Annotated in this window: 20 protein-coding genes and 4 tRNA genes; 12 read left to right on the top strand and 12 right to left on the bottom strand. The window is 42.7% G+C overall.

Going from position 1 to position 25795, the window contains the following annotated elements; all coding sequences use genetic code 11:
- The first annotated feature begins 233 nt into the window (after positions 1–233).
- The 3 genes from ubiH to FTT78_RS10145 all read left to right on the top strand — a co-directional run bounded on the left by ubiH (position 234) and on the right by FTT78_RS10145 (position 3114).
- Positions 234–1442 carry a 2-octaprenyl-6-methoxyphenyl hydroxylase gene (gene ubiH / locus FTT78_RS10155; protein WP_179991267.1) on the top strand — a complete coding sequence of 403 codons (1209 nt, stop codon included), beginning with the start codon at positions 234–236 and terminating at the stop codon, positions 1440–1442.
- The gene (locus tag FTT78_RS10150) at positions 1439–2689 is read left to right on the top strand and encodes an FAD-dependent monooxygenase (RefSeq protein ID WP_154320491.1); all 1251 of its coding nucleotides are present in this window, start codon (positions 1439–1441) and stop codon (positions 2687–2689) included. Before ubiH ends, FTT78_RS10150 begins: the two co-directional genes overlap by 4 nt.
- Positions 2690–2865: 176 nt before the next feature.
- Complete coding sequence (locus FTT78_RS10145) at positions 2866–3114, top strand: hypothetical protein (RefSeq protein WP_004972644.1); 249 nt, start codon at positions 2866–2868, stop codon at positions 3112–3114.
- A gap of 191 nt (positions 3115–3305) precedes the next feature.
- On the opposite strand, the gene rsmI is transcribed toward FTT78_RS10145, so the two are convergent.
- Entirely contained in the window at positions 3306–4148 is an 843-nt protein-coding gene (gene rsmI, locus FTT78_RS10140) for a 16S rRNA (cytidine(1402)-2'-O)-methyltransferase (RefSeq protein WP_180044191.1), read from the bottom strand.
- 205 nt (positions 4149–4353) lie between these two features.
- On the opposite strand from rsmI, the gene FTT78_RS10135 reads away from it, so the two are divergent.
- The 3 genes from FTT78_RS10135 (at position 4354) to FTT78_RS10125 (ending at position 6447) form a co-directional block, all read left to right on the top strand.
- Positions 4354–4782: a YraN family protein gene (locus FTT78_RS10135; protein ID WP_004972647.1), complete on the top strand. Its 429-nt coding sequence runs from the start codon at positions 4354–4356 to the stop codon at positions 4780–4782.
- A gap of 110 nt (positions 4783–4892) precedes the next feature.
- Positions 4893–5570, top strand: coding sequence for a BON domain-containing protein (locus FTT78_RS10130; protein ID WP_004972649.1), 678 nt, complete (start codon positions 4893–4895; stop codon positions 5568–5570).
- Positions 5560–6447: an alpha/beta hydrolase gene (locus FTT78_RS10125; RefSeq protein ID WP_096902167.1), complete on the top strand. Its 888-nt coding sequence runs from the start codon at positions 5560–5562 to the stop codon at positions 6445–6447. The genes FTT78_RS10130 and FTT78_RS10125 overlap by 11 nt, the downstream gene beginning before the upstream one ends.
- Positions 6448–6541: 94 nt before the next feature.
- On the opposite strand, the gene nudC is transcribed toward FTT78_RS10125, so the two are convergent.
- From nudC to dnaQ, 3 genes are all read right to left on the bottom strand, one after another.
- Complete coding sequence (gene nudC, locus FTT78_RS10120) at positions 6542–7315, bottom strand: NAD(+) diphosphatase (RefSeq protein ID WP_096902169.1); 774 nt, start codon at positions 7313–7315, stop codon at positions 6542–6544.
- Positions 7315–8958 carry a chemotaxis protein gene (locus FTT78_RS10115; RefSeq protein WP_096902171.1) on the bottom strand — a complete coding sequence of 548 codons (1644 nt, stop codon included), beginning with the start codon at positions 8956–8958 and terminating at the stop codon, positions 7315–7317. The genes nudC and FTT78_RS10115 overlap by 1 nt, the downstream gene beginning before the upstream one ends.
- A 128-nt stretch (positions 8959–9086) precedes the next feature.
- On the bottom strand, positions 9087–10565 hold the full coding sequence (gene dnaQ, locus FTT78_RS10110; protein WP_180044193.1) for a DNA polymerase III subunit epsilon: 1479 nt from the start codon (positions 10563–10565) through the stop codon (positions 9087–9089).
- A 212-nt stretch (positions 10566–10777) separates the two neighbouring features.
- On the opposite strand from dnaQ, the gene FTT78_RS10105 reads away from it, so the two are divergent.
- From FTT78_RS10105 to FTT78_RS10080, 6 genes are all read left to right on the top strand, one after another.
- The gene (locus FTT78_RS10105; RefSeq protein ID WP_180044195.1) at positions 10778–14047 is read left to right on the top strand and encodes a LysM peptidoglycan-binding domain-containing protein; all 3270 of its coding nucleotides are present in this window, start codon (positions 10778–10780) and stop codon (positions 14045–14047) included.
- Between the two features lie 66 nt (positions 14048–14113).
- On the top strand, positions 14114–15961 hold the full coding sequence (locus FTT78_RS10100; RefSeq protein ID WP_004972660.1) for an extracellular solute-binding protein: 1848 nt from the start codon (positions 14114–14116) through the stop codon (positions 15959–15961).
- 64 nt (positions 15962–16025) lie between these two features.
- Positions 16026–17096: a microcin C ABC transporter permease YejB gene (locus FTT78_RS10095; protein ID WP_004972662.1), complete on the top strand. Its 1071-nt coding sequence runs from the start codon at positions 16026–16028 to the stop codon at positions 17094–17096.
- On the top strand, positions 17096–18106 hold the full coding sequence (locus FTT78_RS10090) for an ABC transporter permease (protein WP_180044197.1): 1011 nt from the start codon (positions 17096–17098) through the stop codon (positions 18104–18106). Before FTT78_RS10095 ends, FTT78_RS10090 begins: the two co-directional genes overlap by 1 nt.
- Positions 18084–19682, top strand: a complete 1599-nt coding sequence (locus FTT78_RS10085; protein WP_179996132.1) for an ABC transporter ATP-binding protein — start codon at positions 18084–18086, stop codon at positions 19680–19682. The genes FTT78_RS10090 and FTT78_RS10085 overlap by 23 nt, the downstream gene beginning before the upstream one ends.
- Before the next feature lie 142 nt (positions 19683–19824).
- A complete protein-coding gene (locus FTT78_RS10080; protein WP_180044199.1) occupies positions 19825–21069 on the top strand; it encodes an NADH:flavin oxidoreductase/NADH oxidase family protein in 1245 nt (414 codons plus the stop codon).
- 156 nt (positions 21070–21225) lie between these two features.
- Here FTT78_RS10080 and FTT78_RS10075 read toward each other — a convergent pair.
- From FTT78_RS10075 to pyrC, 8 genes are all read right to left on the bottom strand, one after another.
- Positions 21226–21301 (bottom strand) — tRNA-Glu (locus FTT78_RS10075).
- A gap of 55 nt (positions 21302–21356) precedes the next feature.
- Positions 21357–21432: transfer RNA gene (locus tag FTT78_RS10070), tRNA-Glu, on the bottom strand.
- A 25-nt stretch (positions 21433–21457) separates the two neighbouring features.
- Positions 21458–21533, bottom strand: a tRNA-Glu gene (locus FTT78_RS10065).
- A 288-nt stretch (positions 21534–21821) separates the two neighbouring features.
- Positions 21822–23240 carry an amino acid permease gene (locus FTT78_RS10060; RefSeq protein WP_026438458.1) on the bottom strand — a complete coding sequence of 473 codons (1419 nt, stop codon included), beginning with the start codon at positions 23238–23240 and terminating at the stop codon, positions 21822–21824.
- 110 nt (positions 23241–23350) lie between these two features.
- A tRNA-Glu gene (locus FTT78_RS10055) sits at positions 23351–23426 on the bottom strand.
- Positions 23427–23575: 149 nt separating this feature from the next.
- On the bottom strand, positions 23576–23734 hold the full coding sequence (locus tag FTT78_RS10050) for a hypothetical protein (RefSeq protein WP_004972674.1): 159 nt from the start codon (positions 23732–23734) through the stop codon (positions 23576–23578).
- 215 nt (positions 23735–23949) lie between these two features.
- Positions 23950–24612: a ribonuclease T gene (rnt, locus tag FTT78_RS10045; protein ID WP_131261730.1), complete on the bottom strand. Its 663-nt coding sequence runs from the start codon at positions 24610–24612 to the stop codon at positions 23950–23952.
- Positions 24597–25631: a dihydroorotase gene (pyrC, locus tag FTT78_RS10040; RefSeq protein ID WP_004972678.1), complete on the bottom strand. Its 1035-nt coding sequence runs from the start codon at positions 25629–25631 to the stop codon at positions 24597–24599. The genes rnt and pyrC overlap by 16 nt, the downstream gene beginning before the upstream one ends.
- Positions 25632–25795: the final 164 nt, after the last annotated feature.

The raw sequence follows: 25795 nt of genomic DNA, 5'->3' as shown, positions 1-25795 counted from the left end.
TAAGTATTGAATTTATCTTCTCTTGTGTCATACATGGCTCGGAGCAAGAAGATGAGGGACTAATAATTATAGTTTGAATTGGACATTTGCAAGAAGTCTAATCATCTTCCATAGCTTCAACACTAATTCATTATAAAAATAAATGACTTTGCGGTAAGATAAAATCCATTACAGATTATACGTATTTCGATTGAATCTTTTGAAGTCGAATACCTCATAAAAAGGATCAAGGCATGCAACAAGAAGTGATCATTGTAGGCGGTGGTATGGTCGGGCTAAGCTTAGCCTTGATGTTGGCTAAGTCAAACATTGCAGTGAAGTTGCTAGAAGCGATTCAATACCCCAATTATGACGATGCCAGCCTTGCGCCGTATCATTCCAGTTTTGATGCACGTAACAGTGCCTTGTCGCGTCGCAGCGTACAAATTTACCAAGAGCTAGGTTTATGGGATGCCTTGCAAGAACATGCTACGCCTATTTTAGAAGTTCAAATTACCGAACAAGATAGTTTTGGCAAGGCACGTTTATTGGCCGAACAAGAAAAAGTCGAAAGCTTTGGTCAGGTGATTGAAAATGCATGGTTAGGTCGAGTGTTGTTGACCGAAGTACGTAAACAACCTTTGATTGAATTGATTGATGGTGTGCAGGTCACCAGTCTTAAACAAGATGCAGATTTTGCCTATATTGAAGCGGTACGTGGTCAGGAACAATTACAGCTTGCTGCCAAACTACTGATTGCTGCCGATGGTCGTGATTCTTTCTGCCGTAAAGCCTTGGGCATTGGTGCATCGGAACATGATTATGACCAAGTAGCGATTGTGACCACAGTGCAAACCTCCAAGCCGCATGCGCATGTGGGTTTTGAGCGTTTTAGTCACTTAGGGCCTTTGGCGTTGCTGCCCCTGCCAGGTGAATATCGCCGTTCTGTGGTGTGGCCTGTGCCAAAAGGTACAGAACATGAATGGATTGGCGATGAAAATGATCAACACTTTTTAAATGCCTTGCAACAAGCCTATGGTGATCGTGCAGGGAAGTTTGAAAAAACAGGACGTCGTTTTAGTTTTCCATTGTCACAAGTTCTGGCAGAAAAACAGGCGGTTGGTCGCGTTGTACTGATGGGTAATGCAGCGCATACCATTCACCCAGTCGCAGGGCAGGGCTTTAACTTGTGTATGCGAGATGCTTACGTATTATTGCGTTATCTCACCGAACAGGCGGCACAGTCAGCAGATTTAGGCGATGCTGCAATGCTGCGTGACTATGAACAATCGCGTTTGAAAGATCAACAGCGAGTCATTAAATTCTGTGACAGCGTGGTACGTGGATTTAGCAATCAAAACCCAATCCTGAAATTTATGCGTAATACAGGCTTAGTCGCGTTTGATACCATTCCAGGCATTAAACCTTTGGTCGCCAATTATGCCATGGGGTTAAAAGCATGATCACAGCAAATCAACAAACGCAAGTGTTAGATGTCGTCATTATTGGTGGCGGCTTGGTGGGAGGCTTAACTGCACTTTTATTGGCACAAGGGGGTGTGCAGGCTACAGTTTTAGATGCCGCACCTATTTTAGATGCAGAGAAAACTCTTGCAGTTGCCAATCCGCGTGTATTGGCTTTAAGTCAGGCCACCATCCACCTGTTAAAAACAGTCAATGTCTGGTCTAAACTGGCGCGACATATGCCGTATAGCGGCATGCAGGTTTGGAATAAAAATGGCTATGGCGAAATTAACTTTGGGGCAAGTAACGAACGTACACCCGCTATTGAGCAGGCTCTGGGTTCAATGGTCGAGCCAAGCATTTTAAATCTAGCGATTCAGCAGCAAATGTTGCAACAAGTGCAAGATTATCGAACGCAAGTCAAAGTGACCCGTTTAGAGCGTGGTGTTGGCGTTTGGCACATTTATTTGGCCGATGGTACACAATTACAGACTAAGCTAGTCATTGGCGCAGATGGTGCTAACTCCTTTGTGCGCGAACAAGCCTTTATTGATTTTGATGTGTTGGATTATCGTCAGGCAGGTCTAACCTGTGCAATTCGTACTGCGCAGCCGCATCAGCATGTTGCACGTCAAATTTTCTTAGAAACTGGTCCTTTGGCCTATTTACCGATGGCAAGTTTACACGCCGAGCAGGAAGGGCATTGGCAGTCGATTGTTTGGACTTTGCCTGATGACTATGCCGAAGAATATGCCAAACTGAATGATGACGACTTTACCCAACTTTTGACTCGTGAAAGTCATCACATGCTTGGGGAAGTCTTAGAGGCAACCCCACGTGCTATTTTCCCACTGAAAGCACGTGCAGCGCAGCGTTATGTGCAAGATGGTTTGGCACTTATTGGTGATGCCGCGCATGTAATTCATCCGCTTGCAGGGCAGGGCGTGAATATTGGTTGTCTGGATGCAGCCGTACTGTGCGATGTGTTGTTGCATGATTTCAAACGTGGTGTTTGGGCGCATGAGCAAACTTTAAAGCGTTACGAGCATCGTCGTAAAGGACAAAATGATGCCATGATGCATAGTATGTCTGCGATTGGCTGGATGGAAACCACCACTTTATTCCCTGTGGTGTGGGCACGTAACTTTGGTTTAAAACAGGTGGAGCAGCTGCCTGCGTTAAAAGATGCCTTTATGTCACAAGCCAGTGGATTAAGCCTGCTTAAAGACACACGCTACGCGGTTTAAAGCAAAACAGTCGTTTTTTGTACGGTCATACATACCTGATTACGAATTTGGTTAAAAAAGATACGTTTTTTTTAATCTAGACTCTATGCGAAAGGCCAAGAGATTGCTAAATTTCATCGTAATTCATAACCAGTTTTCACTTGGACTAAATTGAAGTCATTTGTGGGGAGATTAAGATGACGGACATGAACGATTACGATGATGTAGAAGATTCAACTGTAGACGAAGATGAAGCGAAAGCGGCTGAAAAAGGTGCAGCAGAATCAGAAGAAGGTGCTGTAGATGGTGATCTTGCAGAAGCAGAAACTCTCACTGTAACTGCCAAACTAAAACAGCGTCAGGCATTGGAAGATGAAGTGGCTGCATTCTTGGCGCGTGGCGGAAAAATTACCGAAGTGCCACCAGATGAGTCTGCGCGCGACTAATCTGTTGAACGTGCTTGCTGAACTTGTTGATTGAATTTATTCGTTGAACTGTTGAGTGAGTTAGGGCGGGATGCTTACTATGCAGGCTGCTCTAATGTTTATCACTTCAAGATAAAAAAGCATCACCTTGTATAAAGGGTGATGCTTTTTTTATGCGCGATGATCGTCATCACTGTTATTGCTCAATCGGCTTATTCAGCTGCTTGGCTTAATTCCAACGCACGTTGATAGGCAATTTTCTTTTTAATCCCTGTTAGATCAGCCGCCAATTGTGATGCTGCTTTTACCGATAAATCTTGCAACAAACGCTGCAATAATTGATCTAATTTTTCTTGTTCCATGTCTTTTTCTTCGCTCGCTCCCCCCACCACCAATACAATTTCACCTTTTTGTTGATGATGATCTGCTGCGATAAATTCAGCCAATTCACCTAAAGTCATTTTTTTAATGGTTTCAAAGGTTTTGGTGATTTCACGGGCAAAGCCAACAGGGCGATCTGCACCAAACACGGCAGCCATATCTTTGACTGAATCTAAAATTCGATGTGGTGCTTCATAAAAAATCAGGGTTTGGGTTTCATCTTTTAGCTTTTCAAGTTGTTGTAATCGCTGTGACTGTTTAGAAGCGAGAAATCCCTGAAAACTAAAGCGATCACTTGGTAAGCCAACCGCACTGAGCGCTGCAATGGCTGCACATGCACCCGGCACAGGAATCACACGAATACCATTGACTTGTGCTGCACGAACCAGTTTAAAACCTGGGTCGCTAATCAGTGGTGTACCTGCATCGCTAATGAGCGCAATATCTTCGCCATTGAGTAATTTTTGGACTAAAATATCAATCTTGTTGCTTTCGTTGTGTTCATGGCAGGCTGTAAGCGGAGTTGAAATATTAAAATGTTTCATTAATTGTGCAGAGGTGCGGGTATCTTCAGCGGCAATTAGGCTGACCGATTTGAGCACATCAATTGAACGGTAGCTCATATCATCTAAGTGACCAATTGGGGTAGCAACAACAAATAACTGGGCACTCATTGAGTTTTCTCCGTGGGAAATAGCAAACTAAAATAAAAATGATGGAACACGAAACAACAGCAGTATTGGCTTGCGTCTGATACAAGTTACAGACCAAGCGCTTATTCTACCTGAATTGCAGTCTGGCGTGTGAAACTCGCGTCATCGCACTTCAGCGAATACTACGATTGCGCACCATAACAAAATAAAAAAAATAGGATATAGCATGAATCAAAAAACACTGCAGCAAAGCATTGGCACATGGGCAGAGCAGACGGCTTGGCAATATTTACATCAACACGGTTGGCGTATGCTGGAGCAGAATTATCACAGTGTTTTTGGTGAAATAGATGGTATTTTTATTCAAGCAGAACAACTGATTTTTGTAGAAGTTAAAGCGCGTTCGCAAACTGGCTATGGCAAAGCCTACGAAGTGGTGTCTGCATCTAAGCAGCGTAAAATTATGAAAACCGCCATGCAGTTTTTAACAGAATATCCACACTATTCAGAATATTATTGTCGTTTTGATGTGATTTGCTTTGATTTTTCTCAGCAATTTGCAAAAACAGTACAGCAAGACTTTTCCAAATTCCCGTATGATTTGCAATGGATTGAAAATGCTTTTACTTTTGATGCAGACTTGATTAATCTTTGAGTGAAATTTAAAGCAAAAGCATCAGTCGGTGTATTGTTGATCGTGCAAATCTAAGGATGAAATGCACAGCACAAGCCAGAATTGAAAGAAAATAATAGGAGTCTTGCTGAGTGTTCAAGCGTATTGCAGTGACCTTGCTGTGTGTAGCAAGTTTATCGGGTTGTGCAAGTTTTATTTCAAGTGGCACAGGCACTGCGCCAGTGGGTACAGAAAGTGGTGCACGCTCACTTGGGCAAGTGTTTATAGATAACTCTATTGAACGTACTGCAAAAATTAATTTATATAAACTGGATTCACGTTTTAAACAATCACGTGTCAATATAGAAAGTTTTCATGGCAATGTGTTGTTGACAGGGCAAGTGCCTGACGCGCATTTAAAACAGTTGGCAGAAGACAATGTGCGTGCCATGAGTGATGTAAAAACCATCCACAATTATATTACAGTGGGTAATCAAATCAGCTATAGCACCATTATGCAGGACACCACGGTTACTGCAAATACCCGTGGTTTGATTATGAAAGCACCTGTGGTGTCAGACAGCAAAGTGCGTATTCATACCGAAGATGGTGTGTTGTATGTGATGGGACGTTTAAACAATGCAGAATTGCAGGATTTAAACCAAGTGCTACAACAAGTGGGCAATGTCACTAAAATTATTACCCTGATTGATAATATTGAGCTACAACCGAGCAACAATGCGAACTTTGTCAGCCCAATGGTTGCTCCAGAAACACAAACGCCAGTCGCGATTGACCCAGATCAGGTTGAACCGACACATGTTCAATAATGTGGAACACTGGTTTAAACAACTGAATAAAACTTTAGAACAGGCGAAACGTATTTATGAAGAATTTCGCCTGTATGATTTGGGCAGCTATGCGCTGAACCGTTTAACGCCACGTCAGGGTTATACCGTTCAAAGCAATATTGCTTATGGTTTACGCGCACGGCATCGTTTGGATTTGTACCGCACCATAACACCACGCCCGCAGCGTCCACTCATGGTGTTTGTGCATGGTGGGGCATGGTCACGTGGCGATAAGCAGGATTATCGTTTTGTGGGCGAAGCTTTTGCAAAAGAAGGCTTTGATGTTGCGGTGATGAACTATCAACTCGCGCCACAGCATATTTTTCCCACCTATATTGATGATTTAACTCTTGCACTGAATTACTTGACTCAGCAGCAACACAAACTGGGTATTTCTACGGCACAGGTGGTATTGATGGGACATTCGGCTGGGGCATTTAATGTGATGTCCTTGTTGTACCATCCCCAGCCCTATGCTTTAAGCTGTAAAGATCACATTCGTGCGATTATTGGTTTGGCAGGGCCTTATCATTTTGATTATAAGGATGATCCGCTATGTGCCGATGCCTTTGATCAAGAGGTGCCGTATCAGGATGTGATGCCGTATTATTTTGTGGAGCCGAATTCAGTCAAACACTATTTATTGGTGGCAGAAAAAGATCAAATTGTGGGGGCAAGTAATGCCACAGACTTCGATCACGTATTAAAGAAATATGGCAATCATAGTGAAATTATTGTCATTCCAAAAACAGGGCATGTCAGTGTTATGGCATCGGTGTCGAGTTTGTTTAGTCGTTTCTTTGCGACCAAACGCCAAATTATGCGTGCTTTAGATCAGGCACTTAAAGATGCGTGATGTTGATTGATCTTCTGTGGAAAATGGTAATTAAAAAAACCGTTGCAGCTTATGGGGTGCAACGGTTTTTTAAATGCAAGATTGCGAATTAGACTTATAGCCAAGCTTTGGTGTCATCTGCCACAGGCGTGCCTTGGGTCACATGCATAATCATGGCATGGGCGATACTGCCTTTAAATGGAATATCAGGCAGTTGATCAAACTTAAAGAACTGTGCATCACGAATTTCTTCTTCCTGTAACTGAATTTCACCGCCTGCATATTCAGCTTTAAAGGCGATCATTAAGTTACTTGGAAAAGGCCACGGCTGGCTGGCAAGATACTGAATATTTTTAAGTTGTACGCCAACTTCTTCAAAAGTTTCACGACGTACTGCTTCTTCGAGTGTTTCACCCACTTCAACAAAGCCTGCGATTAAACCGTAAATGGGCAGTTTATTGCGTGCATTACGCGCCAATAAGACTTCATCTTCACCACGAGTAATCACGGTAATGACACATGGATTTACGCGCGGATATTGGTGATAGCCACAAGCTGGGCAGACCATGGCATATTGAGTCGCATGGACTTCGGTTTTATGACCGCAATGGCTGCAGAATTTGTGGTTGCGACGCCATTCGAGTAACTGAATAGCACGGCTGGCTTGTTCAAACTGTTGGGTGTTCCAGACTTGTAAAAGTTGTCGGATAGGCACCAGTTGAAAGCCTTCAGGAATGGATTCATCTTCAAGCAGATCTCGGGCAATCACTTGATCACCCGAGCTAAAACTTAAATCACTTGCCAACTTTTCCACACGTGGTAATTGGAAGTTTTCATCGACCAAAAGTTGTTGTTGCTGAAAAATATATGCAAGTGAGAGTTCAGTCATTAGGCTACAGTTTTCAATTTTTCACTACTGTCCAATGCTACCTTAAACATGCTTTGTAGAACAGGTTGTTTGTTCTTTAAATTGTCAATCAGCATGTCTGCACTGGCAAGCGTATCTAAGATATTGTTGACTTGTTCAGCAGTTAAGTTTTGTCCTGCTTCGACTTGTGCATGCACAAAATCTGCAGATACTTTCAGTGCTTTTTGACCACTTTCAGCATTCAAGAACAACATTGCCCCTGCAACTTCACGAATTTGCGCTGAAGTATGCTCTAAATCTGCAACACTTTGAGTTTGTAGGTGCTGTGTCAGTGTTTGCGTGATTAAGTCAATCAGTAACTTGGTTTCAGTCAGCAAGGCTTCGTGTGCTTCATCTAAACGATCTAGCGAAATGTTCATGTTATTCACACGTAACTGCAAACGGCTAGAGGTGTGGTGACGTTCAAGCACACCGATTGAGTTCATGGCCGATAAAATCACGTTCATTAATTGCTGGGCAAAGTTTTCATCTTTGAGTAATTCAGGACGGCTTAATGATTCAGCTTGGCGTTGTAAGTCCAAATGCGCTTCATTTAAGTTCAAGACTTTAAACAAGTTTGCTAACTCTGTTAATTTGCCTTGTAATTCCAGCGTTTTTTCAGGACTCATGTTTTGATAGTTGTATTCAATATCATTGCGAATTTGTGTCATTTCTGTGGTGACCAAATCGCTAATGGTATGCATGGTGTCAAAATCTGGACCATATAAATGACGGCTGAATACTTGGAGCTGCATGTCGGTGAGTAAGTCTTCACCAATATTCATTTGACTGCGAATATGTTGAGAAATTTCATCTTCTTGACTAATACACAGGCTCAACACATTCGCAAGATCAGACAAGCTGGCGGTAAAGCTTTCTGGCGTAGCAAAGTATTGACGCATATTGTGCTCAATACTAATAAAAGTACGCAAACGTGGCTCATTCAACAACAAGTTATCAATATGGTTAAAGGCAACGTGTACTAAGCCCCAATATTGCTGACTCGGATGTTGTTCTGCCAAACCTGCCAAATACGTTCCTACCAGTTTAATCGCTTGAAGATCCATGGCAGATTCTTCTTGCTTGAGCAGCTTATGTAATGACAGTTTATATAAGCGATGCACATAAGCCGACTTTTCTAAAGAAGGCACTTGCGGCAATTGGAAACTTGGAGTGATGCAGTCCAATAAAGTTTCAATATGCTGACCTTCCTGAGTCAATGGTTTACCCAATGCCAATTCTAAACGGTTTAAAGTGTCGAGTAGGAATTGTGGAATTTTAACTTCACGTAGGCAAATAAACTCAATATAACGCTTGAGCATGGTGGTGCCTTCGCTAAGTGCAATGACTTCCAGCGTGTTGATATTGCTTGGATTCCCCATAATTTTACGCATCAGCTCTGCTGAGTATTGCGCAATTTTTGCCAAGCTTTCCATATCAATTAAGGCTAAAACCTGAGCACACTGTTCAAACTGATTCAGTGCATCATCAATCCCAAAAGGCAAAGTTTGATCTTCTGCTAAGGTGCTTACTGCGGATTCAACCAGTTTGATAGAATTATCAACCTCATTTTTTATTATCAGTAAGGCAGTTGGATCAAAATGTATAGAGGTTTGGTAAGACATGGATCTGCACCTTTCCTAGTGTTTTATCTGTTTGTTGGTTCTTTGCAAAATACACAAAGTCCTATTTGCTTTAACTATAACTGAACTGGCAAATCTTTAAATACATAAAATTACAAAACTCGTAGATTTTATTTGGCAAAAAAGCAAGGTTTACCGTGTTTTTCTTCAAATTGTTTGACCCAATTCTCATGTGCAGCCAATTCTTCTTCTGATGGCAGAATCACAGCAAGATCAATATCAATACTTAAACGATCACTTTGACGTTGCTGTTCCTCGCTTGCAGACAGAGCATCCATATCAAAGGCGACTTGTCCGCCAGTCATTGCCAAGTAAACATCGGCTAGAATTTCAGCATCTAGTAATGCGCCGTGGAACGTACGGTCACGCGCAGGAATTTCATAGCGTCTGACGAGCGCATCGAGTGAGTTTTTTTGCCCAGGATGCTTACTTTTTGCCATGAGCAGTGAGTCGGTCACTTCGCATACTTCGGACAAATTGCCCAACCCCGCACGACTGAACTCCATATCTAAGAAGTTCATATCGAAGGTGGCGTTATGCGCAATAATTTCTGCACCTTTAAGATATTGATACAGCACATCGGCAATTTCGGCAAACTTGGGTTTGTCTTTTAAGAACTCATCTGAAATACCGTGAATGTTTTCTGATTCACCGACCAGTTTTTCAGGCTGAATATAAATGTGGATGGAACTGCCCGTGAGTTTACGGTTAATCATTTCCAGCGCACCGACTTCAATAATTCGGTCACCATCTTGATAGTAAAAACCTGTGGTTTCAGTATCTAGAATCAATTGGCGTGGACCATGTAAGCTTAGCGTGGCAGGGGTAATCACAATGTGTGGATGATTGGAAAGATCATTTACTGCTGCTGTATCGGCTTCAACGGCATTGATTGCAGTTTCAATTGTTGTTTCTGTTTCTGTTTCTGTGGCTAGGCGTGTGGTTGGCGTCTGCATTATTTCAAGATCGACCTTGACCTGATGATTGTTGTGTACGTCGATTTCTACAGGACGATGCAGCGTACTTGTTTCAATTTCTACATCTTCTTCGATCAAGTCAAAACCGAAAGGATCGTCGAGCAACCAATCAGATTCCGCTTTTTTTTTATCATTTGGGGTAAGCTCGAGCGCAGGGCGAATGTGTTGAGCCGTATTTGTAGTTAAGGTTTTCTGAATTTGATCTGCACCTAAATTGGCAAGCTGATCTGCCATTTCATTGCCTACATGTCCTGCATGACCTTTAATCCAGTGCCATTCAATTTCACGCCCTTGACAGGTGGCATCTAATTTTTGCCAAAGGTCAGGGTTTTTGACATCTTTCCAGTTTTTCTTTTTCCAGCCGTGAATCCACTCGGTAATGCCTTGTTTGACGTAATTGGAGTCAGTCCAAATAATCAGCTTGGCATCCATTGGGCAAAATAAAATGCCTTCAATCGCTGCAGTCAATTCCATACGGTTATTGGTGGTTTGAGCTTCGCCACCATATAATTTATGTTCTTCTTGTTCGGTAACAATATACGCACCCCAGCCACCCAAGCCAGGATTACCACGACAAGCACCATCAACATATAAAGTGATTGTTTGAGACATAAATCAGATCCGCAGGTTGTGCAAAATAAATCAAAATGAAAAGCTATTGTATATCGCAAATTCGGTTTAGACGTGTAAATCCTGTCTATTTTTTAATTTCTTGTAACATTTATAGACGAAACGCGCTAAATTAATGCCTTGTGTCGTTGTCTAGCTCTACTACAATGGCAAGTCTAAAAAATAATTTATATACGAGTTGTTTGGATTTTTTTATGTATAAACCAACCACGCGCATGTGGCAGCCGACTTTACCTTCATTTTTAAAAATTACAGTTTTAGGTTCAGCATTGGCTGCCCTTGGCTTGATGACGGGCTGTAGCTCGACGCAGGGTGCGAGCAAGCCACTCACTTCAAGTCAGGTCGGTTCGGGTTATTTAGATGCCAGTACTTTAGATGGTCTGGAAGATTTACTCTCTGCAACCGATATGCGCGCGGTAGAAGGTGACCGTTTATTAATTTTAAAACACGGTGATGTCTGGAAGCGTATGACCGTTGGTTTCAAAATGGATTTAAACCATTGGAACCCACGTATTGAAGCGCAGCGAGGCTGGTTTATTTCACGTCAACCGTATTTGGATCGTTTAAGTGCGCGTGCGTCACGTTATTTGTATCACACGGTTAAAGAAGCTGAACGTCGTGGTATGCCAACTGAATTGGCGTTGTTACCTGTGATTGAAAGTTCCTATGACCCTGCAGCAACCAGTAGCGCAGCTGCCGCAGGTTTATGGCAGTTCATTCCAAGTACAGGGCGTATTTACGGCTTAAAACAAACTTCGATGTACGATGGTCGCCGAGATGTCGTGGAGTCGACTCGTGCTGCCTATGAGTTTTTGGGCAGTTTGTATAATCAGTTTGGTTCTTGGGAATTGGCATTGGCGGCTTATAACGCAGGCCCGGGTCGTATTCAACAAGCCATTAACCGCAATAAAGCTGCAGGTTTACCAACCGATTATTGGTCTTTAAAACTGCCGCAAGAAACCATGAACTATGTGCCGCGTTTCTTGGCGGTAGCACAAATTATTAAAAGCCCGCATGCTTATGGCGTGTCTTTACCCCCAATTGCCAACCGTCCACACTTCCGTGAAATTAATGTGGGCGCGGTGAATTTAAATGATGTGGCCAATATTACCGGTCTCAGCCGTGCCGAACTGTATTCGCTTAACCCTGGACATCGTGGGGATCGGATTGACACCCAAAGTCCAATGCGTATTTTGATTCCTGCAGATTTAAGCCCAACAGTCGATGCACGATTGAAAAAACTACAAGGTGGTGGCGGTTTATGGGCAAGCAATAGCAGCAACACACCATCGTTTTCATCTTCTGGTGTGACCATTACACCATCTAAATCTGAGCCACCTGCGTTAACGACCAGTACAACAACCAGAACGACTACAGGCAAGCCTGCTGCCTCTACGGCAGTCACAACTACCACTACACCAAGCACAGCATCGACTACAGCCAGTGTTTCAAAACCAGCAACGACTACGCCAACACGTTTGTCACGTACGCCACAAGGTTCGGACGCTTTGGCAGCATTTGCTGCGGGTAGCGATATTCCAAGTGCGCCGCGTATTCCTGTTGCTGTTACACCTGCTGCCAATATTCAGCCTGTGCGGATTGAACCACCAATTTCCAATACTGAGCGTGAGCAAATTCTTGCAGCAGTGCAGGCAGAAGGTAGCAATAAAACTGTAGAAGAAGTGTTGCAGCCTGTGGCTTCTAAAGCAGAACAAGAACAACTTGTGGCTGAGTTAAAACAAATTGCGCCTCAAGGCACTGAAATTGTTGATCCATACGATGGAAAAATTAAGCTGACCGCTATTCAGACCAGTCTGTCTGTTGCAGAGCAGCAAGGTAAAGAATTAACCAAAGGTTTTGCTTACCCGAAAAGTGTGGCAGAAAATACGCGCCTAGATTCAGAAGAAGCAAAGCGTAACCAAGGTAAGAATTATGTGCGTACGGAGTCTGAAGTGGTGGTCGTACCACCAAAAGGCAAACGTACCACGTACACCGTGTTAGCGGGGGACACCTTGGCCAGTATTGCCATGAAAAATGGCTTGAACTGGCGTGATATTGCCAAGTGGAACCAAATTGCTCCAGATGCAACTTTGTATGTGGGCACCAGTATTTATTTATACGACGCCAAGCCACAAGTACAGGCAGAGCCTGCTAAGCCAAAAACCATGCCTGAGCAATACGTGGTGCAAGCCAATGATACCTTAACAGGTGTCGCCAGTCAGTTTGGTTTAACTGTAAAACAATTGGCAGATTTTAATAACTTAAGCACCACCAGTGGCTTATTTGTAGGGCAGCGTCTAAGTTTAAAAGAAACGGCTGCATCTAAAGCCAAAGCAGAAGCCGACAAAAAAGCCGCAGAACAGGCTGCAAAAATCGCAACCAAAACTTACGTAGTGAAGCGTGGCGAATACTTAAAACTGATTGCAGACCGTTATGCCTTGTCAAATCAGGAATTGGCTGATTTAACTCCAGGTTTAAACGCGAACAGTAGCTTATTGGTTGGGCAACGCATTAATGTGCCTGTAAATGAAGTGACTGCACAAAAAACGGAAGCGAGCAAAGCTGAAGCCAGTAAGTCAGAAACAAAAGCAGCAGAGCCAAACTATTCGACTGAAAACTACCAAGTACAGCGTGGTGATACTTTATCGAGCATTGCCAACCAAGCCAAAATTTCTTTGGCAGAGCTCGCCAGTTTAAATAATATAAGCACGCAAAGCGGTGTGCGCATTGGTCAAACCCTCAAAGTGCCTGCAGGTGTCAATGTGCCTGAGCGTTATACGGTACAACGTGGCGATACCTTATCGGCGATTTCGACAAAATATAATCTCAGCCAAGACTATATTGCAGACTTAAACAATCTAAGCCGTAACAGTGGTTTAAGAGCAGGACAAATTCTTAAACTCACGGGGGATGTTCCTGAGAAAAAAGCCCAAGTTGAAGCGGTGGCTGAAACCACCAATGATATTCACGTGGTCAAAGCAGGGGAAACTTTAAGCAGTATTGCGCGCCAATATAAATTGCAATTGAATTATTTGGCAGAGCTGAATGATCTTTCACATACTGCCAATGTCCGCATTGGACAGCGCTTAAAAGTCGATGCCAGCGCTGCAAAAAATGAAGTAAAAACAGAGGTCGTAAGTCCTGCGAAAAGCAGCAGTAGTAAAGCCACCGAAACTTATACCGTTAAAAGTGGTGAGTCTTTAAATTCGATTGCCAGCCGTGTGGGTGTGTCGGTTGCAGAATTGGCGAGTTTAAATAACTTAACGCCACGTTCAGGTTTACGCATTGGACAAAATATTCAAGTTCCCAAAACCGTAACTGAATATAAAGTGAAACGTGGGGATACGCTGATTGGCTTATCCAGTCGTTATGGCATCGACACCAAAGCATTGGCAGATTTAAATGATATGCAGCCAAATACTCAATTGCGTATTGGCGATGTGATTAAAGTCCCGAATCTGTAAAGTTTAATCCTGAGGATGTCATGTTTTGACGGCATCCTCAGGAATACTGCACAAGGAGCTGTGTGCATGTCATTTGCCATAAAAAAGACACATCAATATCTGGGCTGTATTTTAGGTTGTGTGGTCTTGCCGCAGTTTGGATGGGCTGCGTTACAAACCACGCCCTATATTGCCGTACATAGCCAGCCTCAGTATGTGGGGCGCTCGGCTATGCCTTATGCCAACCCGCAAGCGCCCAAAGGTGGCGATTTAATTCGTGCCAGTAATGGCACTTTTGATAATTTAAATGACATGAATGGCAAGGGCAGCTCAACCGATGGGGTGAGTTTTATATTCGATTCACTCATGAGCAGTTCTTTAGATGAGCCGGGGGTGATGTATCCCTTATTGGCAGAAAAAGTCAGCTATGACCCCAAGCAAACTGCATTTGTCATTTTTCATTTAAATCCTAAAGCTAAATTTAGTGATGGCAGCCCAGTTACAGCAGATGATGTGAAATTCAGTTTTGATGCTTTTCAGACCAAGTCTAATCCAGGTTTGCAAATGTATTTATCCGATTTAGATAAAACCACGGTCTTGTCTAAGCATCAGGTTAAAGTCAGTTTTAAATCCACTAACAATGCAGAAATGCCGCTGATTTTGTCGCAAATGCCAATCTATTCTAAAAAAGACTGGCAAAAGCGTGACTTTACCCGCATCACACTAGAACCGATTTTAGGTTCAGGGCCGTATCTTATTGAGCGGATTGATGCAGGGCGCAGCATTACTTATAAGCGTAATCCAAATTATTGGGGCAAAGATTTACCCGTAAATAAAGGGCGCTATAATTTTGACCGCCTGAAGTATGTTTATTATCGCAATCTGGATATTGCCTTCGAAGGGTTTAAGTCGGGGCAATACACGTTGCATGAAGAATATACCGCACGAAAATGGGTCACTGAATATCGTTTTCCTGCTGTGAATGCGGGCATGGTGGTCAAGCATAAATTTCAGCACCAAAACCCAATTCCGACCCAAAGTTTTGTTTTTAATACCCGCAGACATGCGTTTCAGGATATTCGTTTTAGGCAGGCTTTAACCTACGCTTATGATTTTGAATGGCAAAACAAAGCCTTGTTCTATGGGCAATATCGCCGTTTGCAAAGTTATTTTTCTAACAGTGAATTAGAAGCCAAAGGCACACCTTCAGCCGCAGAATTGTCTGTTTTAAAACCCTATTTGGCCAAGCTGCATCCTATTCAACGCCAAGGCGTATTGCAAAATTGGCAGTATCCTGTGACTGATGCCAGTGGCTTTAACCGTAACGGCTTGCTTAAAGCCCGTGAATTGCTTTTGAAAGCGGGTTATCGTTTTCAGCAAGGTAAATTGGTCGATGCCAAAGGCAAAGCCATTCAAATTGAATTTTTAATTCATCAGGATGGTTTGCAACGCACATTAGTGCCTTTTGTGCGCAATATGAAACGTCTGGGCGTTACGGTAAATATTCGGCATGTCGATGTGCCGCAATATATTGAACGCATGCGCCGTGCCGATTTTGATATGACCACCAGTGTCATGCCGCAATCTTTAAGTCCAGGCAATGAGCAAGCACAGCTTTGGAGTAGTGCTGCCGCAGATCAACCAGGAAACTATAATTACGCAGGCATTAAAAACCCAGTAATTGATGAAGTGGTACAACAGTTGATTCGTGCGCCTAATCGTGAACAATTGATTGTGCGTACCAAAGTTTTGGATCGTTTATTGCGTGCGGGGTATTATCAAATTCCAACCTATGGCAAAGGTGAAAACTGGTATGCCTATTGGAATATGTATCGTCAGCCCGCCATCAAACCTAAACTATCGGCAGGAATTGATTATTGGTGGAGTGATGCTGCCCAAGCCAAGAAAGTTGCACATTATTTACGTCAACAATAACGATTTTAAAACTCAAGCATGACAGTGTTTGCGATAAACCAGAACATTGCCAAAAGGTAAGTACATGGGCACATACATACTCAAAAGATTGCTCCTGATTATTCCAACCTTGTTTTTCATTTTATTGATTAACTTTGTGGTGATTCAAATTGCACCGGGCGGTCCAGTCGAACAGGCGATTCAGCAAGCCGAAGCCTTTCAGGGCATGGGGGCGACAGGCGGTGAAACTGCTGCAACCTCCAATAGCAGCAATTATCAAGGTGCTAAAGGTTTAAGTGATGAAATGGTCGCAAAAATCGAAGCGCAATATGGATTCGATAAACCTGCACATGAACGCTTTTGGCAAATGCTCACCAGCTATGTGCAGTTCGATTTTGGCACCAGCTTTTTTAAAGATAAACCTGTGACCCAATTGTTATGGGAAAAATTACCTGTATCGCTATCTTTAGGTTTATGGAGCACCTTGCTGATTTATTTAATTTCTATTCCTTTAGGCATTAAAAAAGCCCGTCAGCATGGCTTGTTGTTTGATAAAGCCACTTCTATTTTGTTGGCGATTGGCTATGCCATTCCTGCGTTTGCCTTTGCTATTTTACTGATTGTATTTTTTGCAGGCGGTTCATATTTTCAGTGGTTTCCTTTACAGGGTTTGGTGTCTGAAAACTTTGCTCAATTGAGTCTGTGGGGAAAAATTACCGATTATTTTTGGCACATGACTTTGCCTTTATTGGCGATGGTGATTGGTGGTTTTGCAGGGCTGACCTATCTGACCAAATATTCATTTATGGAAGAATTAAACAAACAATATGTGTTGGCGGCACGTTCTAAAGGTCTTACTGAATCGCGTGTGTTATATGGGCATGTGTTTCGTAATGCCATGCTGATTGTGATTGCAGGTTTACCCGAAGCGTTGGTGAGTATTTTCTTTGTTGGGAATTTATTCATCGAAATTATTTTTAATTTAGATGGATTAGGCCTGCTTGGTTTTGAGGCGATTGTACAGCGTGATTATCCTGTAATTTTTGGCACTTTGTTTATTTTTACCTTATTGGGCTTAATTCTACGCTTAATCAGCGATGTGTTATATCAGGTGATTGACCCACGTATTAGTTTTGAATCGCGAGGGGCAAAATAATGTCACCGATCATGCAGGCGCGTGTGCAGCGTTTTAAACAGAATAAATTGGGTTTGGGTTGTTTCATTGTCTTTATCATTATTTTTGTGTTGTCTTTGGCGGCAGAACTGATTGCCAATGATAAACCGTTATTGGTCAAATATGAGCAATCTTTATATCTGCCAGTGTTCAAGGCTTATCCTGAAACGACCTTTGGCGGTGTATTTGAAACCGAAGCAGATTATAAAGACCCAGTGGTGCAACAACTGATTGCAGACCGAGGATGGGCAGTTTGGCCGCTCATTGAGTTTTCTTACCAGACCCCGAATTTAGATTTGGCCGTTCCTGTACCTTCTGCACCAACTGCACAAAATTGGCTAGGTACAGATGACCAAGGGCGCGATGTGTTGGCGCGAATTTTATATGGCTTGCGTGTATCGTTGTTATTTGGCTTTGCATTGACTTTTGCATCGGCAGCTTTGGGCATTTTGGTCGGGGCAATTCAGGGCTACTATGGCGGCTGGGTCGATTTAATTGGTCAGCGCGTTTTAGAGGTGTGGGGTGGTTTACCGATGCTGTTCATGGTGATGATTTTGGTCAGCATGTTTACCCCAAGTGTGTATTGGCTATTTGTGATTATGCTGTTATTTGGCTGGACGACACTGGTCGGCTTGGTTCGAGCAGAATTTTTACGCGCCCGAAATTTTGACTATGTCCGTGCAGCGCGAAGTTTAGGCGTAACCGATCGTACCATTATATTTCGGCATATTTTACCCAATGCCATGAGTTCGAGTTTGTCGCAGTTGCCATTTATGCTAACCGCCAATATTACAGCTTTAACCGCACTGGATTTTTTAGGTTACGGCTTATCGCCCGATGCAGCATCTTTAGGGGAGTTGTTGTTACAAGGTAAAAATAATTTAAATGCACCGTGGTTGGCATTGTCAGGCTTTTTTACCTTAGCAATTGTGCTGTCCTTGTTAATTTATATTGGGGAGGCGACCCGTGATGCATTCGATCCAAGACGTTAATTCTTCAACTGCATCACAGCCTGCAGTATTGCTAACAGTCAGTCATCTGCGTATTCAGCAGCAACAGGTTTTATTGCACGATTTAAACTTTGAGCTGCATGCAGGCGAAACCATTGCTTTGGTTGGTGAAAGTGGTTCTGGAAAATCTATTAGTAGTTTGGCATTGCTGGGTTTATTGCCCGAACATTTACAGGTGCAAGGTCAGGCAGTCTTTGCAGAACAAGATTTACTTCGCCTTAAACCGCAACAATTGCGACAAGTTCGTGGTCAAAAAATTGCCATGATTTTTCAGGAACCAATGACGGCTTTAAATCCGTTGCATCGAGTGGAAAAAATTATTGGTGAAAGTTTATTACTCCAAGGTTGGAGCAAAGAAAAAACGCGTGCTCGGGTGCTGCAATTACTTGCAGATGTCGGCATTCCACAGCCTGAAGAAAAACTAAAGCGTTATCCACATGAATTATCTGGGGGGCAACGTCAGCGAGTGATGATCGCAATGGCGTTGGCACTCGATCCCGATATTTTAATTGCTGATGAACCAACTACGGCTTTAGATGTGACTTTGCAGGCGCAGATTTTGGATTTATTAAAAAGCCTGCAAGTGCGTCGTAATATGGCCATGATTTTGATCAGCCACGATTTGAATTTAGTCAAACACTATGCAGATCGGGTAATTGTAATGAATCAGGGGCGGGTCGAAGAACAGGGCAGTGTGGCAGATATTTTTAATAGACCGCAGCAAGCCTATACCCAAAACTTGTTGAATCATGATTTTGGTGAAGCTTTGCAGGTTGATGAGTTGCCGACCATTTTGGAGTTGGAGCAGGTTGCTGTGAAATTCCCGATTAAACAAGGCTTGCTGAATCGGGTTAAAGATTATGTGGTTGCGGTTGAGCCGTTAAGCTTGCAACTTCCGCAAGGTCAATCTATTGGTATTGTCGGTGAAAGTGGTTCGGGTAAAAGTTCATTGGCACTTGCAATTGCACGATTGATTGAAAGTGAGGGAAAAATTGAACTACTTGGGCAAGATCTGAATCAACTGAATGAACGCCAATTGCGTCCCTTACGTCAGCAGTTTCAAATTGTATTTCAAGACCCGTTTAGCAGCTTAAATCCACGTTTAAATGTGGAGCAAACCATTGGTGAGGGTTTGGCATTGCAACAATTGTCCAAGCCTGAAATCATCCAGCGCATTGATGAAGCTCTAAGCAAAGTGGAATTGCCTGTGAGTTTTAAACAACGCTATCCGCATGAATTGTCGGGTGGGCAACGTCAACGGATTGCATTAGCACGCGCGTTGGTGCTGCGTCCTAAACTGTTAATTATGGATGAGCCGACTTCTGCCTTAGACCGTACCACGCAACGTGCTGTCGTGCAGCTGTTACGCCGTTTGCAGCAGCAAGAACAGATGAGCTATTTGTTTATTAGCCACGATTTGCAAGTGGTGAAAGCACTGTGTCAAAAAGTGTTGGTGCTGCATCAAGCGAAAGTCATGGAATTTCAAGATACTGTACAGTTATTTAGCCATCCGCAAACAGAATATACCCGTCAATTGATTGCTGCCAGTGAGTATTAAACCTTCAATATTTTTAAACAGCTATTTCGGCTGGCTGACTTGTTTTACCATTTTGACAATAAGATTTGTCAAAATGGCATTGACCTGTTCCGAAAAATCTTTAGAGTAAAAAAGACCAATAAAACACAATACGGAACAGTGTATGAGCCATCTTGCCGAAACAATTCAGATTCGTAATACCATGTTTAAAAATCGCATCATTAAAGGCGCGATGAGTGAGGCGCTTGCCAACACGGCAGGGCAGCCGAATAGCCTGCATTTAGGTCTATATGAAGCATGGGCAAAAGGTGGTTTGGGCTGTGCCATCACTGGCAACGTAATGGTCGATTTACGTGCCAAAAATGAACCGGGTGTTGTGGGAATTGAATCAGACCGAGATATAGAAAAGCTCAAACAGTGGGCAGAAGTTGGTAAACGTTATGGCATGGTGCAATTGGTACAGTTGTCACATCCTGGGCGGCAATGTCCGAAAGGTTTGAATAAAGAAACGGTTGCACCTTCGGCTGTGCCTTTTAGTCCAAGTTTAGCTTTGAGTTTTGGTACACCACGTGAACTACATGAAGATGAAATCCTCGATATTATTCAGCGTTTTGCCAAAGCTGCACAGATTTGTGAGCAAGCGGGCTTTGAAGGGATTCAACTGCATGGTGCGCATGGCTATTTGATCAGCCAGTTTTTATCGCCACTGACCAATAAACGCCAAGACCAATGGGGCGGCAATATTGAAAACCGTATGCGCTTTTTGATGCAAATTTATCAAGCGGTACGTGCAGCGACCTCAGACAATTTTATTGTATCAGTCAAACTAAACTCTGCAGATTTTCAACGTGGCGGCATCACTGAAGAAGAAGTGATTAGCGTGTTTACAGCCATGGATGAAGCAGGTATAGATATGATTGAAATTTCAGGTGGTACTTATGAAGCACCCGCGATGGCAGGCTCTAAAGCTGATAAATGTAAACCAAGTACCATTGCCCGTGAAGCCTATTTTTTATCTTTTGCGGAATTGATTCGCAGTCAGGTGAAATGCCACTTAATGGTGACAGGTGGTTTTAGAACGGTAGTTGCCATGAATGCTGCTTTGGACAGTGGTGCATGTGACTTTATTGGGATCGCCCGACCATTTGCGGTAGAAACCGATTTAGCCAACCGTTTGTTGGCGGGTCAAGATGTACGTTACGGGGTCGATAAAATTAAAACTGGTATCCCGATGATTGATAAAATGGCAATTATGGAAATTATTTGGTATGCCGCGCAGTTCAAAGCAATTGCACAAGGCAAGCGTCCAAACCCGAAACTCTCGCCTTTAAAAGTCTTTTTCAAATATTTAAAAGGCAATTTAACTGCGGTGATTAAAGGACAGGTCAACTCACGTAAATCAGCTTGATTCGTATTTTTCAAACCTCAGTGGACGGATTCAAAGCTTAAACTATGGTTTTTGAATCAGTCCGCACAGATTGAAATATAAAACTAATGCGTTAGATAGCAAAAAGCCCAAGTCATATTGATTGGGCTTTTTGTTGAGATGTAAACATCTCGAATATGGCGTCCCTACGGGGATTCGAACCCCGGTTACCGCCGTGAAAGGGCGATGTCCTAGGCCTCTAGACGATAGGGACAAATAGAAGTTTATATTTTTAAACCATGTAACAACCAATGCAGTTGTTGAGAATATGGCGTCCCTACGGGGATTCGAACCCCGGTTACCGCCGTGAAAGGGCGATGTCCTAGGCCTCTAGACGATAGGGACTTAAAAAAATATCTACTTCTGAAATTGGCGTCCCTACGGGGATTCGAACCCCGGTTACCGCCGTGAAAGGGCGATGTCCTAGGCCTCTAGACGATAGGGACGTTTCAGAGGTGGGCGTATAATAGGGCGTATAAGGGGGGGTGTCAAACGCTTTTCTGCAATAATTCTGAAAAAAATGTTCAACTGAATAAAATTAAAACTATTCTGCTGTCGTGATACGTTTGAAGCGGTAAAAATCATGCTTTTCAAGTTATTTTTAAATGGACACATTTATTAGAGCAGCATGATTTTCTTTGTATTTTGCAGTATTCATTGCTAATCAACACAACTCAAAAAACAAGGCAATCCGAAGATCGCCCCTATTGTTTTACATCATCGCTAAAAAAGCATTATGATTTTTTGTGATAAATCATGTAATAACTGAGATAGCACAACACAATAAAAATCATACAGCCAATAAAACCTGCCAGCATTTCAGGGTCAAACACCATACTTAAGCAAGTAATAAAACAGAACACAAAACCTAAAATAGGCACTATTGGAAATAGCGGTGCAGCAAAACCTAAGTCCTGCACGGTTTTACCTTGTTTATACCATTGGCGACGGAAGTTAAACTGGCTTAAACAAATGCTCATCCAGACCACGACCATGGTAAATGCAGCCACACCCAAGAGGTTTTTAAAGATGGTTTCAGGCGCAAATTGTTCAGACAATAAACCTGGCATTGCACCGAGCATGGTGACCATGACTGCAATATAAGGAATACCACGCGCATTCACCTTAGAAAAAATCTGTGGTAATTGCTTTTGGTGTGAGAGCGACCACATCATTCGTGAAGCTGCAAATAAACCTGAGTTCGCTGCAGAGAGTAACGCTGTGATAATCACAAAACGAATAATATCTTCCGCATAAGGAATACCAATCTGATTAAACACCGTTACAAAAGGACTGCTGCTTACACCTTCTGCAGCCAAACCTGCAGCCTGATGTGGTAGCAAGGCACTAATCACCACAATGGTACCTACAAAGAAAATCAACAGACGGAAAATTGCGGTATTGATTGCTTTAGGCACGTTTTTGGCAGGGTCTTTGGTTTCACCTGCGGCAACACCAATCAACTCTGTACCTGAAAAGGCGAAATTAACAATTAACATGGTGGCAAAAATAGGGAATAGCCCTTCAGGAAACCAACCTTGTGCGGTTAAATTGCTAAATAAAGGTGCAGAGGTATAACCTTGATAAGACACAGCACCTAAAATTGCCATTAAACCCAAAACGATAAAGGCAATGACAGTCACGACTTTGACCAAAGATAGCCAAAACTCAGATTCTGCAAACAAGCGCGTGGAAATCATATTCAAACCAAATACAACGCCACCAAAAATCAGTGTCCAAATCCACATGGAAATATGCGGGAACCATTCCTGCATTAGCAACGCAGCGGCGGTAAATTCTGTGCCTAAAGTGACCGACCACGTGAGCCAATATAACCAAGTGATGGTATAGCCCGTGCCAGGTCCAATATATTGTTTGGCGTATGCCCCAAATGAACCTGAAACAGGCATGTGTACGGCAAGCTCGCCCAAACACAGCATCACCATATAGGCAATTAAACCACCAAAAATATAAGCGATGATGGCGCCAACGGGGCCTGTTTGTGCAATGACTTCACCTGAGCCTAAAAATAGACCTGTGCCAATAGCACCGCCCAGTGAAATCATAACCAAATGTCGAGTGCTCATCGCACGTTTTAAAGGCATAGTATTGCCTTGATGCACAGCATCATTTTGATGATTCGATGACGGCATAAGTGATAGGAGAAAAAATGAAATGAAGCGAAGTATTGTAGAGAAAAACTACAAATCTGCAATCTTGAAATAATAAATTTGGATTAGAAATGATCGTATAGCACGATAAATGGCGTCCCTACGGGGATTCGAACCCCGGTTACCGCCGTGAAAGGGCGATGTCCTAGGCCTCTAGACGATAGGGACGTTGCGAGGTGATGCGTATATTATGAATTTTTAGCGACAGTGTCAAACCTAAATCTAAAAAAACTGCCGCACTATTTGTTATTTGCTTAAAAAATAATACATCTTTAAAAATAAATCAGTGCATGTAAATTTGAATACGGTGCATCATTTTAATGATCAGGGGTTTGATATTGCTTTTCAGTGGTTGTTGTTTGTGTGGCTGCGGGTTGAGTGCTTGGTTTAGGTTGAGCAGGCTCACGATTCACAATATAAAGATACAACGCAGAAGGCGCGAGAATGACCAAAACCAAGACAATTTTTTTCAACATGGCAGAATCAATAACACAAATTGGAATATTGCCATTATAACCAAAGCCAGCTCAAAAGACTGCATGCATAAAAGCTGATTCGCAGTAAAAATCATTTTGATGCTCAGTCTTGTGGTTGAAAAGCACGAATCAAAACCACAACACTAAAAAGAAAACAGGACGACAAACGCAGTCTGTCATCCTGTAAACATCTCAATGTTCGAGTACAAATCGTATTATTGATCTGGGTTGAGTAAGTTCTCTACCATGTGCGGCGCAAGTTTATTTAGAATAAAACAAAACAGCTCTGCAGTTTTTTGCGTATCGTATAAAGCTGAATGAGCTTCTTTGCCATCAAACTCAATACCTGCCTGAATGCATGATTTTGCCAGCACCGTTTGACCAAACATCACCGCACTTAAAGTCACTGTATCAAACACTGAAAAGCTGTGGAATGGGTTTTGGTTTTTCGTGCCTGTGCGGGCAATGGCTGCTTGTACAAAGCCTAAATCGAAATGCGCATTGTGACCGACCAAAATGGCATGGGTACAATTCTGTTGGCGACGCACTTCATTGACTGATTTGAAAATCCGTTTTAATGCGGTTTTTTCATCTTCAGCCATAGCCATACGCATAGGGTTGAAAGGATCAATCCCAATAAAGTCCAACGAACGACGGTCTAAATTTGCCCCTTCAAACGGGTTGATATGCGCATGATACGCTTCACCTGGTACAAATTTGCCATCCGCATCATAAATAATTGGAATGGCAGCAATTTCCAACAAAGCATCGGTTTGGGCATTAAAGCCTGCGGTTTCCACATCGACCACCACAGGCAAAAAACCACGAAAACGTTGCCCCATCACGGGCAAAGTTGTATCTGTCACACTTTTCTCCATTGAATGGTTTTACCCGCATATAACGGAATAATTTGTTCACCATCCAAGTAGTCTAAACTGGTTGGAATGATTTGCTCTTCTTTCACCAAAGTAATGGTGTTGGTATTACGCGGCAAACCATAAAAATCTGCACCAAAGAAGCTTGCAAAGCCTTCTAAGCGGTCAATACGTCCAACTTGATCAAAAGCTTGTGCATAAAGCTCAATTGCCGTAGGCGCACTATAGCAGCCTGCACAGCCACATGCATTTTCTTTGGCATTTTTTGAGTGCGGTGCGCTATCTGTCCCTAAGAAAAACTTAGGATTTCCGCTAGTCGCAACTTCCAATAAAGTTTGTTGATGGGTTTGACGCTTTAAAATAGGCAAACAATAGAAATGCGGTTTTACGCCACCTACCAACATATCATTACGGTTAAATAATAAATGTTGCGGGGTAATGGTTGCTGCGACATTACGGCCTTGTTCTAAAACAAATTGCGCTGCCTCAGAGGTCGTAATGTGTTCAAGCACCAATTTTAGGTTTGGAAATTGTTGTAATAATGGTGAAAGCACTTCATCTAAGAAACGTTTTTCACGGTCAAAAATATCGACATGATTGTGCGTGACTTCGCCGTGCAGTAATAATGGCACTTGTTGTTCTTCAAGTTGCTCAATCACCGCATATACTTTACGAATGTCGCTCACCCCATTGTCTGAATTGGTGGTCGCGCCAGCAGGGTAAAGTTTAATGGCATTCACATGCGCAGAGGCTTTAATTTTCTTGACTTCTTCGGGAGAGGTTTGATCGGTAAAATACAACACCATACGCGGATCAAAATTTACACCTTCAGGGACGTGTGCCATGATGCGTTCACGATACGCTTCCGCTTCTTCTACCGTTTTTACTGGTGGAACAAGGTTAGGCATACAAATTGCGCGTGAAAATTGCTTGGCAAGATCGGGAACAGTACGTTGTAGTGCTAAACCATCACGTAAATGAGCATGCCAGTCATCTGGCTGGATAAGAGTAATCGTATTCAAGGCGCTGCCAGTCTGAAAAATAAAACAGATGATAATCTATAAATGTTAAAATGGTAACGTCGAAAGCCATAAAAAATAGAAATGCCTGAATTAATTGTTTCGACATTGTGTTATTTTTAAACCACTAAAAAAATTATATTCAGGTTGTTACAGTTTTGCTGTGC

This window comes from Acinetobacter sp. YH01011, assembly GCF_013420785.1.
Lineage (GTDB): Bacteria > Pseudomonadota > Gammaproteobacteria > Pseudomonadales > Moraxellaceae > Acinetobacter > Acinetobacter towneri.
The sequence above is the reverse complement of the archived record's forward strand: the minus strand, read 5'-3'. Positions and strand labels throughout refer to the sequence as shown.

Bases quoted from the DNA above. Each gene is read 5' to 3' on its own strand.
- rsmI (WP_180044191.1), bottom strand. From the start codon at position 4,148: ATGAGTGCCCAGTTATTTGTTGTTGCTACCCCAATTGGTCACTTAGAT.
- FTT78_RS10080 (WP_180044199.1), top strand. From the start codon at position 19,825: ATGAGCCATCTTGCCGAAACAATTCAGATTCGTAATACCATGTTTAAA.
- FTT78_RS10115 (WP_096902171.1), bottom strand. From the start codon at position 8,958: ATGTCTTACCAAACCTCTATACATTTTGATCCAACTGCCTTACTGATA.
- dnaQ (WP_180044193.1), bottom strand. From the start codon at position 10,565: ATGTCTCAAACAATCACTTTATATGTTGATGGTGCTTGTCGTGGTAAT.
- rnt (WP_131261730.1), bottom strand. From the start codon at position 24,612: ATGGAGAAAAGTGTGACAGATACAACTTTGCCCGTGATGGGGCAACGT.
- ubiH (WP_179991267.1), top strand. From the start codon at position 234: ATGCAACAAGAAGTGATCATTGTAGGCGGTGGTATGGTCGGGCTAAGC.
- FTT78_RS10085 (WP_179996132.1), top strand. From the start codon at position 18,084: ATGCATTCGATCCAAGACGTTAATTCTTCAACTGCATCACAGCCTGCA.
- FTT78_RS10100 (WP_004972660.1), top strand. From the start codon at position 14,114: ATGTCATTTGCCATAAAAAAGACACATCAATATCTGGGCTGTATTTTA.
- FTT78_RS10090 (WP_180044197.1), top strand. From the start codon at position 17,096: ATGTCACCGATCATGCAGGCGCGTGTGCAGCGTTTTAAACAGAATAAA.
- FTT78_RS10150 (WP_154320491.1), top strand. From the start codon at position 1,439: ATGATCACAGCAAATCAACAAACGCAAGTGTTAGATGTCGTCATTATT.
- FTT78_RS10135 (WP_004972647.1), top strand. From the start codon at position 4,354: ATGAATCAAAAAACACTGCAGCAAAGCATTGGCACATGGGCAGAGCAG.
- nudC (WP_096902169.1), bottom strand. From the start codon at position 7,315: ATGACTGAACTCTCACTTGCATATATTTTTCAGCAACAACAACTTTTG.
- FTT78_RS10125 (WP_096902167.1), top strand. From the start codon at position 5,560: ATGTTCAATAATGTGGAACACTGGTTTAAACAACTGAATAAAACTTTA.
- FTT78_RS10145 (WP_004972644.1), top strand. From the start codon at position 2,866: ATGACGGACATGAACGATTACGATGATGTAGAAGATTCAACTGTAGAC.
- FTT78_RS10095 (WP_004972662.1), top strand. From the start codon at position 16,026: ATGGGCACATACATACTCAAAAGATTGCTCCTGATTATTCCAACCTTG.
- FTT78_RS10105 (WP_180044195.1), top strand. From the start codon at position 10,778: ATGTATAAACCAACCACGCGCATGTGGCAGCCGACTTTACCTTCATTT.
- FTT78_RS10060 (WP_026438458.1), bottom strand. From the start codon at position 23,240: ATGCCGTCATCGAATCATCAAAATGATGCTGTGCATCAAGGCAATACT.
- FTT78_RS10050 (WP_004972674.1), bottom strand. From the start codon at position 23,734: ATGTTGAAAAAAATTGTCTTGGTTTTGGTCATTCTCGCGCCTTCTGCG.